Origin of the sequence: Bradyrhizobium sp. Pha-3, from assembly GCF_042258615.1 — a bacterium.
GTDB lineage: Bacteria > Pseudomonadota > Alphaproteobacteria > Rhizobiales > Xanthobacteraceae > Bradyrhizobium.
This window is the reverse complement of the sequence record NZ_CP170152.1, coordinates 6253246-6265622: the sequence shown is the minus strand read 5'-3', so window position 1 is coordinate 6265622 and position 12377 is coordinate 6253246. Positions and strand designations below refer to the sequence as shown.

Sequence of the window (12377 nt, the reverse complement as noted above, 5' to 3'; positions counted from 1 at the left end):
ATCCGGAAGAAGAACGGCGGATTACGCTTCGCTAATCCGCCCTACGCACCTCGTCGCTACAGGTGCTTGTTGGCTTCCATGTGTTCGAACGCATTGTCGAAGTCGGCGAATTTGTAGACCTGGTCGATCGGCAACTGCAGCTTGCGTGCCTCGACCGCGGGCCAGGTGTCGCTTGCGCACCTCGTCGAAGATCTCTTTGATCTCCTCGATCGATCGGGTGCGGAAGGTGACGCCGATATGCTCTTCACGCGCTGTCGAAGACCGCTCCAATCAGTCATTTTGCTGACGCAATCTCTGTCTTAGTCGGGTGAGAAATTGAAGACACGGTGTGAGGACCGCCCCGGTTCTCACAATGGTTCCGTCGCCGGAACTGGCGCGAATCCGCAAAGCATTGGCACGCGTTAACGCCTCCGCGTTCGTGTGACCATGTTTTGCGGCATCGGGAACCGGACGATCGAGAAAAATCAATCAAGGAGTTATGATGCTGTTCGGCTCGAGCGCCGCAATTTGCGGCGCCCTGGTTGCGCTCGCCATTTCTGGCACCGCTGCTCGAAGTGAAATCGGTGCGGTTCATTCAAGCGCCGTCGTCAACGCCGCGTGTGGCGATGCAATCGTTGGCGCGGCATCGATGTACAATCCGTTCGAGCCCGGCAAGGAGGAGGGCGGTCCGAGCACAGCCTCCGGCGAGCGCTATGATCGCTCGGTCTGGGCGGCTGCCATCAAAACGAGTTTGCGTCGGAAGTTTGGTGGGGTCCAATTTGGCGCGAGGCCGAAATATGCCCTCGTCGAGGCTGTAGGCAAGAAGGTCATCGTGAAGATAAATGACGTGGGGCCACTACGGCCTGGCCGCATCATTGACCTCAATGAGCGGACGATGCGCTATTTCGATCCTAGCCTGGAGCTCGGAGTCATTAGTGGCGTAAAGGTCAGCCCGCTTGCGGGGGATTATTGGATTCCCGGACCGGTCGGCTGAACAGCGCACGCGAAAGAGCCAGAGCATAGCACGCAGCAGGCGCGAATTAGCCCACCAGATCCGCGCGAAGCGCGGCCCGATGACAGGCTCCGGCATAGTCCGCGCATCGCTCGCAATGACGATGACAATCGCCGAGCCTGCTGCTACAGCGTCACCACGATCTTGCCGAGGTGCTTGTTGGCTTCCATGTGTTCGAATGCCTTGCCGATGTCGGCGAACTTGTAGACCTGGTCGATCGGCAGCTGCAGCTTGCGCGCCTCGACCGCGGGCCAGATGTCCTTGCGCACCTCGTCGAAAATCTCCCTGATCTCCTCGATCGAGCGGGTGCGGAAGGTGACGCCGATATACTGGATGCGGCGCGCCGCGTGCAGGTCGAAATTGAAATCGGCGTGGGTGCCGCCGAGCCGGCCGACATTGACGATCCGGCCCTTGACCTTGGTCGCCTTGAGGTTCTGGTTCGCAACCGGTCCTGAGACCTGGTCGACGATCAGATCGACGCCTTCGCCATTGGTTGCCTGCAACACCTGATCGACCCAGCCGGGATCTTTGGAATCGACCGCAAGATCGGCGCCGAATTCCTTTAAGCGCCCGCGGCGCATCGCGTCGGTCGATGAACCGACGACGAGCTTCGCGCCCTTCAGCTTGGCGATCTGCATCGCCATCAGCCCGACGCCGGAGCTCGCGCCCTGGATCAGCACGGTCTGGCCCGCCTGCAGCGCGCCATTGGTGACGACGGCATTGTGCATGGTGGCGAGCGCGACGGGCAGGGTGGCGGCCTCGTCGAAGTTCATGTTCGATGGGCTGCGGAACAGCCGGCCGTGATCGGCGAGCGTGTACTCGGCGAAGGCCGCGCCGCCGGAGCCCATGATCTTGTCGCCGACCTTGACGCCTTTGGCATCGGGGCCGAGCTCGGCGACCTCGCCGGCCCATTCCATGCCGAGCACGGTGCCGACGCCGCCGGCCGCGCCGTGGGCGTGGCCCTTGGTCATGCCGAGATCGGCGCGGTTCAGCCCGCAGGCATGAACCTTGACCAGCACCTGCGTGCCCTTTGGCACGGGCTTCGCGACGTCTGATATCTCTGGGCCGTTAGCGCCGTAGACATAGGCTTTCATGGGGGCATTCCCGGTTGCTTGTCTCGCGTGAGATTGATTCCGTGATCCGTCATCCTGAGGTGCGAGCTCTTGCGAGCCTCGAAGGATGAACGGCCCGGCCGGTGGCCGTCGACCCTTCGAGACGCGCTTCGCGCTCCTCAGGGTGACGGATCACTACTCGATGCTTACTCCGCGGCGTGGCGCTTGGCGCCGGACATCATGACTTCCAGACGTTCGCGGATGATCGCTTCCGCCTCGCTCACGATGCGCGAGATCAGTTCGGCGCAGGACGGAATGTCGTGGATCAGGCCCTGCACCTGGCCGGCCGACCAGATGCCTTCGTCGGCATCGCCGGTGGCGTAGACCATCTTGCCGCGGGCGCCGGCGACCAGCTCGCGGACGTCCTCGAACTTGGCGCCTTCCTTCTCCATCTGCACGACCTGGGTCGAGATCGCATTCTTGGCGACGCGCGAGGTGTTGCGCATGGTGCGGAAGATCAGCTCGGTCTCGCGCTCGTCATTGGCGACGATGCGTTCCTTCACCAGCTGATGGATCGGGCTTTCCTTGGTGCACATGAAGCGCGTACCCATGTTGATGCCTTCGGCGCCGAGCGCCAGCGCTGCGACGAGGCCGCGGGCATCGCCAAAACCGCCCGAGGCGATCATCGGGATCTTCACCTTGTCGGCAGCGGCCGGAATCAGGATCAGGCCGGGGGTGTCGTCCTCGCCGGGATGTCCGGCGCATTCAAAGCCGTCGATCGAGATCGCGTCGGCGCCCATCCGCTCGGCGGACAGCGCGTGGCGGACGCTGGTGCATTTGTGCAGCACCTTGACGCCGTGCCTCTTGAACTCGTCGACATGTTCCTGTGGCTTGTTGCCGGCGGTCTCGACGATCTTGATGCCGCTCTCGATGATGGCCTGGCGATATTCGGCGTAAGGCGGCGGCTTGATCGCGGGCAGGATGGTCAGGTTCACGCCGAACGGCTTGTCGGTCAGCTCGCGGCAGCGCGCGATTTCCTTGCGCAGATCGTCCGGCGTCGGCTGCGTCAGCGCGGTGATCATGCCCAGCGCACCGGCATTGGCGACGGCGGCAACCAGCTCCGCACGCCCGACCCATTGCATGCCGCCTTGCACGATCGGGTGGTCGACGTCGAACATCTCGGTGAAGCGTGTCTTGATCATTCTGCCCTCGTTTCCATTAGAATTTTCCGCGACGCGGACGGCCGCGCACGGTGTTGTTTTTGGATGTCGAGGGAAGGATGCAGTCCTGTCCGGCAAATGTCTACCGGCGACCTGCGGCGCGCCCATGCGGAAATGACGGGGCGCTGTGGTCAGGCGAGATGGAAATCTTTCGTCATCTGCTCAGGCGCTGGTGATCGCACGCAGCGCCTGGCCGAGAGCAATGACGGCGGAGATGCTTGTTACGCCGGCACCGCGTTCTTCTTCGACGCGGAGGTTTCCTCGTCGAACGCGGCCGCGACGTCGCGCATGCTGACGACGCCGATCAGGCTGTAATTGTCGATCACGGGCACGTGGCGGATGTGATGCTTGGTCATGAGATGACGGATGTGCTCGAGCGTGTCGCTCGAGGTGCACGACACCAGCTGCTGCACCGAGACGAGCTGCGACACCTTCATGCTGGCGCCGGCCGCGCCGTGCTCGGCAATCGCGCGCACCACGTCGCGCTCGGTGAACATGCCGACGGCGGTGTTGCCCTCGGTGCGAACGACATCCTTGACCACGAGCGCGCTGATATTGCTGGCGCGCATCAGTTGCGCGGCGATCGCCACCGTCTCGTTCATGCGAACCGTGGCGACGCGAGGGGTCTTCTTGCGCAGGATATCTCCGACTTGCATGGCAACCTCCTTGGTTTATCGTTGACAGGATTCTGGTATACAAAATGCCAATTGTCAACGGTAGCCGCTAGAGAAATCTACCACCAGGAAGCAGCTGAAATAGGCAGAGTCGCTGACGTTTCAGACGATTGTGGCCCGGTGTGAGCGGGTGGCTATCCGCGGCTCCCGGGCGCATGTGGTATCTGGCATCCCTGTTGGGTCAAAACGAAAGAGGCGCACTAAAGTGCGCCTCCATCAGTTCCGCGGGAAGTCCCGAACTCAGGCGTCAAATCAGGCCGACATTTCAAGCCGTCTTGGCGTTCGTCGCGGTCTCGGCTGCGGCGGCGGCAGCCTCGTTGCCGTTGATGAAGGCGCGGCGCATCGGCTTGATCACGAACAGCGCCATCAGCGCCGCGGTGGCGTTGAGCGCGACCGCGATCACGAACACCGCTTGCCAGCCATAGCTGGCGGCAACGACGCTGGCGGCCGGCACCAACAGCGCGGCGGTGCCCTTGGCGGTGTAGAGCATGCCGTTGTTGGTGGTCGCGAACTTCGAGCCGAAGGTGTCGCCGGAGGTCGCCGGGAACAACGAGTAGATCTCGCCGAACACCCCGAAATAGACCGCGGTCGCCAGCACGAACACCAGCGGGTTATGGCCCCAGGTGGAGAGCGTCAGCAGCATCAGCGCGCCGGTGCCGAACGCGATGAACATGGTGTGCTCGCGGCCGATATTGTCGGAGACCCAGCCGAAGAACGGCCGTCCGAACCCGTCGAAGATGCGGTCGAGCGAGATTGCGAAGGTCAGCGCGGCCATCTGGAAGCCGGCGAGCGAGACCGGCGTGGTGGCGATCTTGTAGTCGTGCGCGATCGGCGCGATCTGCGCCGCCGCCATCAGGCCGCCGGAGGCGACCATCACGAACACCAGATACATCACCCAGAAGATCGGGCTGCGCAGCACCTGCGGCGGCGTGAAGTCGATCTTGGTCTGCGGCAGATTGAGCTGCTTCTTCTTCGGCGGCATCGTCACCGCAGGCTTCTGGATGAAGAAGGCGAGCAGGAACACGATCAGGCCTTGCCCGATGCCGAAATCGAAGAACGCGGTCTGGTAGCCGCTCGAGGCGATCATGTTGGCGATCGGCACCACGGTGAGCGCCGCGCCGGCGCCGAAGCCTGCCGCGGTTGCGCCGGCGGCGAGGCCGCGGCGATCCGGAAACCATTTCAGCGCATTGCCGACGCAGGTGCCGTATACCGAGCCGGCGCCGATGCCGCCGATCACAGCCGCGGCATAGAGCAGGGTGAGCGAGTCAGCGTAGGAGTTCAGCACCCAGGACAGCGTGATCATGACGCCGCCGAACATGATGACGATCCGCGGGCCGTATTTGTCGACGAACCAGGCCTCGACCGGCACCAGCCAGGTCTCCGTCACCACGAAGATCGTGAAGGCGAACTGGATCGCCGCGCGGCCCCAGTGATGCGCGCCGTCGATCGGATCGACAAACAGCGTCCAGCCATATTGCAGGTTCGCGATCATCGCCATGCAGACGATGCCCATGACGAGCTGCAGCCAGCGGAAGCCACTGGACGAAGGTTGTGCTTGTGTTACGGCAGCATTGCTGGAAACCATCAAATCCTCCCGAGCGCGCCTGGTCTTGTTGTGACCCAGTGTCGCAATTCTTGTGGCGTATCGTCGCAAGCGCTTAGTCGGAGGTTGGTATACTATATTCCAGAAAGCAAGCCCATCTTTCTGCTGCGTTGCAGCAAAACTGGCGTACGACGCGCCGGTTCGGGCTCGCATCCGAGCTCCCAAGGGATGCCGAAAAATGAAAACGCCCGGCGTTGGCCGGGCGGCTTCGTCAGCAGAAGATTGGCGCGTTGCCTAAGCCATCGCCGCCGATTTCTCGACCACGATCTTCCGCCATGGCTTTAGCACGGCGATCGCAAGCAGCGAGGCAAGGATGTTGGCGCCGGCTGCGATGATGAACACGTTGTCCCAATGGCCCGACGACTGCTGCATGTAGTTGGCGATCGGCACCAGGAGCGCCGCGGTGCCTTTCGCGGTGTAGAGCAGGCCCGCATTCGTCGTCGCGAACTTTGCGCCGAACGTGTCGGTGCAGGTCGAGGGGAAGAGCGAGTAGATCTCACCCCAGGCGAAGAACACGAAGCCCGAGAGCAGCACGAACCAGACCGGGTCGTGGCCCCAGAGGTAGAGCATCCAGATGCCGAAGCCTTCCATGCCGAAGGCGATGAACATCGTGTTCTCGCGGCCGATCATGTCGGAGATCCAGCCGAAGAACGGACGTGTCAGACCGTTGAGGACGCGGTCGATGGTGGCCGCGAAGGTCACCGCCGTCATCGTCACCGCCATCAGCGTGACCGGCACGCTGTCGACCTTCCAGTCGACCGCGATCGGCTTCAGGTTGGCCGTCACCATCAGGCCGCCTGCGCCGACGATCACGAACATGAAGTACATCAGCCAGAAGATCGGCTGCCGCAGCACTTCGGTCGGTTGATAGTTGCGCCTCGTCTGGATGATGTTGGCATTCGCCACGACGGCCGGCACCTGACCGGCCTTCGGCGCGAGCAGGAAGAAGGCGAGCAGCACGATGATGATGCCCTGGCCGAGACCGAAATACAGGAAGGTGGTCTGGAAGCCGGAGTCCTTGATCATCGCCTGGATCGGCGCGACCGTGAGTGCGGAGCCCGCGCCGAAGCCGGCTGCGGTGATGCCCGCCGCAAGTCCGCGCTTGTCGGGAAACCATTTCAGCGCGTTGCCGACACAGGTGCCGTAGACGCCGCCGGCGCCGATGCCGGCGATGATCATGCCGAGATAGTAGCCGTTCAGCGAGGTCGCCTGCGCGTTGATCGCCCACCCGATCGCGCAGAGAATGCCGCCGATCAGCACGACGAGGCGCGGACCGTATTTATCGACGAACCAGCCCTCGACCGGCACCAGCCAGGTCTCGAACAGCACAAACAGCGTGAAGGCCCACTGGATCGATGCGCGATCCCATCCAAACTTCTTCTGGATGTCGGGGACGAAGAACGTCCACCCGTATTGATAGTTTGCGATCATCACCATCGCGGCGACGCCGATCGCAAGTTGCGTCCAGCGATAGGTATCGCTGACACGTGCGGCCGCGGGGGCCGCAGTTGCCTGAACCATGTCCGACATTGATCCTCCCAGTGCGCGCTTTGTCATTCTGCTTGTGGCGCGGCTCGGTCATCTTGGTATTTGATATGCCAAGGTTCAAGCTGTCGCAGAGGTTGCGTGCGCATATGCCGCAGAGGACTGAAGGCGGTCACCGCAACGAGATTAATTCAGCGCGCAAAAAAATGGCCCCGAAGATCGGGGCCATTGGTCGAAGGTTCTATGTCAGCTCGCAGCTTGCGACGAAACGGTCTCGCTGCAGCGCGCGCGGCTCAGAGCCCGAAGTGCGGCACGTCGCCATTGCGGTTGGAGATCTCCGCGCTCTTCATCAGCAGGCGGTCGATCGTGGCCATCAGGCGGCCGAACAGGGTGGAGGAGGGCGCGAGCGTGAGTGCAGTTGTCTTGGACATTGGTGTCCCCTTTGGCTGGAGGGCCAGCAACGGGCCGGCTCATCATCTGCAGCCAAATTATGTATACCAGATGCCAGAGACAACGGGCTTGTTTGCATAGCAGCATGCTGGATTGTGCAATGCAACAAGGTGGGCCGGTTGGCATCCCAGATTGAAGGGGAACGCATTGAAGCCACGGCCAAGTCCAGGCAATCGCGGGCCTTCGCCTGACCCTAGGGAATCCTGCTCTTGCGCGGCGGGACCGACATCGGCACGGCCGTCATAAAGAAGGACGCCTGACGGGGCGGCCTTGAGTGACTGGGTTTGCTTTTCTTCTTGGCCGGTGAAGGGACGGGGCCAGTTCCCTTCAGCGCGTCCAGTCTTCGCCCGCGCACAGCGTTCCCATGCAGCCGCGAACGTTCAGCGTGCCCGACGACACCAGCGTCACCGAGCTCTCATAGGTCTTGCCGTCATCGGCGTTGTAGATCCTGCCGGCCCATTCGTTCGGGCCTGCGGGCTGCATGTTGATGAAGAGCGAGATGCCTATCACCGGCCGGGTCCGCTGCGCGGGATCGGCATTCTTGTCGTCGCGCTGCGGCTTGCCGGTGGCCTTGTCGGTCGGCTCCTTCAGCCAGACGACGCGGCCGCACAGCGCGCTGCCGCAGCGGTGGACCTTGATCCTGGCGTCACCGGACTGGGTCAGCCAGACGCCGGCCGGATCGTTGGCCTTGTCGTTGGCTTTGGCGGCATCGGCGGCGCTGCCGAGCAGCGGAATGTGGAACGCTGCCACGATCAGGCGGCGCGTGAGGTGAGCGCGAATCAGCCGTTTCAGGGCCTTGGCGAGGCCGTCATTATCTGAGGTTACCGTCATCATCGACCTTCTTCATGAAAAATTTCATGATAAACATGAAATAAATCACGTTTAAGGTTGAGTCAACAACATTACCGCAGCATGATGCGGCCCGGCCGTAACGGCCTGCGCGGGCAAAAAATTATCGGATGGATGCGATGAGGAAATCGGTTCGTGAGCGGCGCCAGCTTTGGTTTCGCCGGCTCGATCGGGCGTTCTGGGTGATCTGGGCCGCGCTCCCGGTCGTGCTGTGGCTGGCCTATTACCGCACCACGACTGCCGCGGGCGCGATCGCCGAAAGCCTCACCGGCGAGCAGGCGAAATGCGCGGCCATCGTCGCCAACCCGCTCACCATGTCGGCCAAGGGGCAGATGCTGTTCTGGGCGCTGTTCGCGCTTGGGGTATCGTTTTATGCCGTGCTGATCGGCATCCTTCATCGCATGGTGAACCGATTCGCCAACGGGCGAATCTTCGTGTCGGAAACCTTGCAGGGTGTGTGGTGGATGGGGATCTTCCTGGTGGTTTGGCCGTTTGTCGATACGATCACCACCAACGCGGTCACCTATGCCTTGTACAAGCTCGGCGACATCAAGTTCTTCCTGCCGAGCTACGGCGTCGACGTCGGCACCATCGCAGGCGGCGTTTTCCTGATGGCGCTGAAATTCGTGCTCGAGCACGCCATCCTGCTGCAGTCCGAAAACGAGCTGACGATCTGAGGGTGATGCTGGTGCCCATCGTGGTGAACCTCGATGTCATGCTCGCAAAGCGCAAGCGCCGCCTCGGTGACCTCGCGGACGCGATCGGCATCTCGATTCAGAATCTGTCGATCCTGAAGACCGGCAAGGCGAAAGCGATGCGCTTCTCGACGTTGTCAGCGATCTGCCGCGAACTGGACTGCAGGCCCGGGGATATTCTGGAATATGTGCCGGGCGATGAGGGGGAGGCTGAAGGCGGCGAGGGCGGTTGATCCGGAGCGTGATCGATCGCGCGCGAGTGTCCCCGAGCACACCCCTGCTCCATTGGTCCGATGTCGGCGTGTCAGATTTTGCTTCTCGGCTGCCCCTTCGAGTTCCGCCGCCCCTCGTAAATCACGGCAGTGGTTTGCCTCTTTGCCTAGACAAGATGCAAATCGCGCTAAGGTCCGCTTCTGACCCGAAGTGGTCATCAGATCGACAGCGAGAGTTCTTGCGCCAGCAGGGAAAATGATTGCTGATGATCTCACCGAAACGCGGCGGGATCGGACCGATTCGTATTCCGGATGCCGCCGCGCCTAGTGTACCATCGCTGTCAGGTCAACGGTGCTGCCCGATGGCCCCTCGTTCCGAAGTTGGCTAGCGCATCCTCTACTCACGATCGTGCGGCCATGTTTTGGTCAAAACTGCGTCCGCATTGTTGAGATGCCCACTGCAAAGGCTTGCGATGGAAAGGGCAACGTTCGCCAAGGCCAAGATTGTCGCTTTTGGCGACGCTCGGAGCGTTGCGACCTACGCGGTCGAGATCCTGATAGTTGCCGCAATTTATGCTGGTCTTGCCGAGTCTGCGCGATTGCTTCCCGCAATAAATCCAGCCGCGACACCGGTATGGCCACCAACCGGGCTTGCGCTTGCACTGGTCCTGCTGCGCGGCTACCGGATCTGGCCCGCGATCCTGGTGGGGGTCGTCTCGCCTTATCTTATGGCCGACCGATCGCTCCTGGAGATCGGCGCCGCCGGGATCGGCAGCCTCCTTGCCGCATTGGCCGGGACATGGCTGATCGGCCGCTGGTCGAACGGTCGCCAGACGTTTGCCACAGCGTCCGGTGTCGCAAAGTTTGCAATCATTTCCTTTGCGCCGACCACGATGATCAGTTCAGCCATCGCCCTGGCCGGCTTCACGCTCACCAACGAATCAAGCATTCCCGATTCCATCGTCGCCGGGTTGACCTGGTGGCTTGCGGACGCTGCAGGGGCGCTGGCGATTGCTCCGGTCATCGTGCTCTGGGCGACGATGCCCTTACGCATTGCTTCCAGATGGACTCTGTTGCAATCGATCGCGGTCGCTGCGCTCGCTGGTATCATCGGGCTCGCGGCTTACAGCCCGCTGATCGGTAGCGATCTCGTCAGCACCGGCCTCGATGTGTTGTTGCCACATCGGAGCCTTCTGGGCTTTCTGGTTCTGCTGCCCTTGATCTGGGCCGGTCTGCGCGGCGATCGGTGCACCGTGGCGACGGCGGCGTTGATTTTCATCGGAACTGCCGTGTGGGGGTTCGCGGTGGGGAATGATCCATTTCCGAAGATCGATCCGAACGGAGCGCTGTTATGCTTGTTCGTGCTTTCGATCATCGTGTCGGCGCCTCCTCTTGCCCTGGCCGCGGCAAGCGCGACCCGCCAGGCCAGGGAAGCCGATTTGCTTTCCGTCCAGGACCAGCTGAACGGTCAACTTGAACGGAAAGCTTTGGCGCTCGACAGCATCAGACGACACTTCCAGACCCTTATCGAAGGCGTTGTCGACTATGCAATTTTTGCGCTTGACCGAGAAGGACACGTTACGAGCTGGAATAGCACCGCTCAAAAGATCATCGGCTACAGCTCGGAAGAAATCATAGGCAAGCACTTCGGGATATTCTATCGGCCGGATGAACGCCGCGCGGGTTCACCGACACACGCGCTGGAGTCGGCAATCGAGAGCGGCAAGTACGACGTAGAGGGTTGGCGTATCAGAAAGAATGGTACGCCGTTTTTCATCACGGGCTCAGTCTCCTCGAGCCATGATGACACAGGAAATCTGATCGGTTTTATCAGTATCCTGCGCGACGCGACGGAGCGCCGCGACGCGGAGGAGAAGCTGGTCCAGGCGCGCGAACAGCTCGCGATGTCTCAGAAGATGGAGGCAATCGGCAAGCTGACCGGCGGCATCGCGCACGACTTCAACAATCTATTGATGATCATCGGAGGCAGCGCCCAGATATTTCAACGCCTGCTTGATCCAAAACTGCCAAAAGCCATCGAAGCCATACAAACCGCCGCCAAACGCGGTGAGAGTCTCACGCGCCAATTGTTGACATTCTCTCGTCACCAGCATCTCAGCCCGACGGTCGTTGATCTGAATGCGTCCATAAAGAACATGCGGACCATGATTGAGAGCTCGCTGCGCGGGAACATCGTGTACAACGAGAACGTCGGCGACGGTGTTTCGCCGGTCAAGGTTGACCTCGCCGAACTTGAACTTGCGATCGTCAACATCGCTGTTAACGCGCGAGATGCAATGACAAGCGGCGGCACATTCACGTTGTCCGTCCACGCGGTCACCGCAAATCAGGAAACCGGCGGCGAACGCCGTGGGAAGGCTTTCTTCGCGATCACACTTGGCGATACGGGCACCGGTATTCCGCCGCATCTTCTGTCCAAGATGTTCGATCCGTTTTTCACGACCAAGGAGGTCGGCAAGGGGACCGGGCTCGGTTTGTCCCAGGTTTATGGTTTTGCGCACCAGGCGGGCGGAACGGTGACGGCGGACAGCAAGGTTGGACAAGGAACAACGATTACAATCTATCTGCCGTCCTGTGCGGACGAGCAAATCACCAGCAAAGAGCTCGCCGCTGCCCGGGCAAGGCCAAGGCAGCCGCCGCGGCAGACGGTTCTCGTTGTCGACGACAGCCCCGAAGTGGCGGATGTGACGTCATCGCTGTTCGAGCATCTGGGTTATGAAACCATCTACCGAGATTCGGCCGAAGCGGCATTGAAGCTACTCGATAGCGGTACAAAGATCGATCTCGTCTTCAGCGATATCGTCATGCCAGGGACCATCGATGGCGTCGGGCTCGCGAGAGAAGTTCGGTCGCGGTACCCCGGTTTGCCCATAGCCCTCACAACCGGTTACAGCGATGCCGCAAAAGCAGCCCCGCCAAGCCTGAAAATACTTCGCAAGCCGTTCGATACCGAGGCGCTAAGAGACTTTATCCAGGATCTTGCGCCGCCGAGATCAGCGCGATCATCCGGCATACCCTCGGCGTCAAGCACCGCTGACGCGGTACGCAGAAGTTGACCGGTCGCCCCATCATGAGGGCTCGATCTCATCAATGTCCGCATTGATGGGAGAGCCGACGACCGGCCC

Annotated in this window: 11 protein-coding genes and 1 pseudogene; 4 read left to right on the top strand and 8 right to left on the bottom strand. The window is 61.5% G+C overall.

Features of this window, described 5'->3' with window-relative positions:
- Window positions 1-56: 56 nt before the first annotated feature.
- Window positions 57-249, bottom strand: a pseudogene (locus ACE10Z_RS29725) (quinone oxidoreductase); the annotation flags it as partial.
- 229 nt (window positions 250-478) lie between these two features.
- On the opposite strand from ACE10Z_RS29725, the gene ACE10Z_RS29720 reads away from it, so the two are divergent.
- Window positions 479-973 (top strand): RlpA-like double-psi beta-barrel domain-containing protein, encoded by a 495-nt coding sequence (locus ACE10Z_RS29720; protein WP_375783938.1) that lies wholly within the window; start codon window positions 479-481, stop codon window positions 971-973.
- A 143-nt stretch (window positions 974-1116) separates the two neighbouring features.
- Here the strand turns inward: ACE10Z_RS29720 and ACE10Z_RS29715 are convergent, their stop codons facing one another.
- From ACE10Z_RS29715 to ACE10Z_RS29685, 7 genes are all read right to left on the bottom strand, one after another.
- Entirely contained in the window at window positions 1117-2085 is a 969-nt protein-coding gene (locus ACE10Z_RS29715) for a zinc-binding dehydrogenase (protein WP_375783937.1), read from the bottom strand.
- A gap of 164 nt (window positions 2086-2249) precedes the next feature.
- Entirely contained in the window at window positions 2250-3245 is a 996-nt protein-coding gene (locus ACE10Z_RS29710; RefSeq protein WP_375783936.1) for an NAD(P)H-dependent flavin oxidoreductase, read from the bottom strand.
- Window positions 3246-3484: 239 nt separating this feature from the next.
- A complete protein-coding gene (locus ACE10Z_RS29705; RefSeq protein WP_375783935.1) occupies window positions 3485-3919 on the bottom strand; it encodes a CBS domain-containing protein in 435 nt (144 codons plus the stop codon).
- 283 nt (window positions 3920-4202) lie between these two features.
- Entirely contained in the window at window positions 4203-5522 is a 1320-nt protein-coding gene (gene oxlT / locus ACE10Z_RS29700) for an oxalate/formate MFS antiporter (RefSeq protein WP_375783934.1), read from the bottom strand.
- A gap of 252 nt (window positions 5523-5774) precedes the next feature.
- Window positions 5775-7070 (bottom strand): oxalate/formate MFS antiporter, encoded by a 1296-nt coding sequence (gene oxlT, locus ACE10Z_RS29695; RefSeq protein ID WP_097670726.1) that lies wholly within the window; start codon window positions 7068-7070, stop codon window positions 5775-5777.
- Between the two features lie 248 nt (window positions 7071-7318).
- Complete coding sequence (locus ACE10Z_RS29690) at window positions 7319-7456, bottom strand: hypothetical protein (protein WP_375783933.1); 138 nt, start codon at window positions 7454-7456, stop codon at window positions 7319-7321.
- A gap of 346 nt (window positions 7457-7802) precedes the next feature.
- Window positions 7803-8309 (bottom strand): DUF2147 domain-containing protein, encoded by a 507-nt coding sequence (locus tag ACE10Z_RS29685; protein WP_375783932.1) that lies wholly within the window; start codon window positions 8307-8309, stop codon window positions 7803-7805.
- A gap of 134 nt (window positions 8310-8443) precedes the next feature.
- On the opposite strand from ACE10Z_RS29685, the gene ACE10Z_RS29680 reads away from it, so the two are divergent.
- The 3 genes from ACE10Z_RS29680 to ACE10Z_RS29670 all read left to right on the top strand — a co-directional run bounded on the left by ACE10Z_RS29680 (window position 8444) and on the right by ACE10Z_RS29670 (window position 12308).
- Window positions 8444-9001: a DUF2975 domain-containing protein gene (locus ACE10Z_RS29680; RefSeq protein WP_375783931.1), complete on the top strand. Its 558-nt coding sequence runs from the start codon at window positions 8444-8446 to the stop codon at window positions 8999-9001.
- A 5-nt stretch (window positions 9002-9006) separates the two neighbouring features.
- On the top strand, window positions 9007-9252 hold the full coding sequence (locus ACE10Z_RS29675) for a helix-turn-helix transcriptional regulator (protein ID WP_106319850.1): 246 nt from the start codon (window positions 9007-9009) through the stop codon (window positions 9250-9252).
- A 452-nt stretch (window positions 9253-9704) separates the two neighbouring features.
- The gene (locus tag ACE10Z_RS29670) at window positions 9705-12308 is read left to right on the top strand and encodes an MASE1 domain-containing protein (RefSeq protein WP_375783930.1); all 2604 of its coding nucleotides are present in this window, start codon (window positions 9705-9707) and stop codon (window positions 12306-12308) included.
- Window positions 12309-12377: the final 69 nt, after the last annotated feature.

Coding starts and splice junctions, on each gene's coding strand:
- ACE10Z_RS29720 (WP_375783938.1), top strand. CDS start 479: ATGATGCTGTTCGGCTCGAGCGCCGCAATTTGCGGCGCCCTGGTTGCG.
- ACE10Z_RS29715 (WP_375783937.1), bottom strand. CDS start 2,085: ATGAAAGCCTATGTCTACGGCGCTAACGGCCCAGAGATATCAGACGTC.
- ACE10Z_RS29710 (WP_375783936.1), bottom strand. CDS start 3,245: ATGATCAAGACACGCTTCACCGAGATGTTCGACGTCGACCACCCGATC.
- ACE10Z_RS29705 (WP_375783935.1), bottom strand. CDS start 3,919: ATGCAAGTCGGAGATATCCTGCGCAAGAAGACCCCTCGCGTCGCCACG.
- oxlT (WP_375783934.1), bottom strand. CDS start 5,522: ATGGTTTCCAGCAATGCTGCCGTAACACAAGCACAACCTTCGTCCAGT.
- oxlT (WP_097670726.1), bottom strand. CDS start 7,070: ATGTCGGACATGGTTCAGGCAACTGCGGCCCCCGCGGCCGCACGTGTC.
- ACE10Z_RS29690 (WP_375783933.1), bottom strand. CDS start 7,456: ATGTCCAAGACAACTGCACTCACGCTCGCGCCCTCCTCCACCCTGTTC.
- ACE10Z_RS29685 (WP_375783932.1), bottom strand. CDS start 8,309: ATGATGACGGTAACCTCAGATAATGACGGCCTCGCCAAGGCCCTGAAA.
- ACE10Z_RS29680 (WP_375783931.1), top strand. CDS start 8,444: ATGAGGAAATCGGTTCGTGAGCGGCGCCAGCTTTGGTTTCGCCGGCTC.
- ACE10Z_RS29675 (WP_106319850.1), top strand. CDS start 9,007: ATGCTGGTGCCCATCGTGGTGAACCTCGATGTCATGCTCGCAAAGCGC.
- ACE10Z_RS29670 (WP_375783930.1), top strand. CDS start 9,705: ATGGAAAGGGCAACGTTCGCCAAGGCCAAGATTGTCGCTTTTGGCGAC.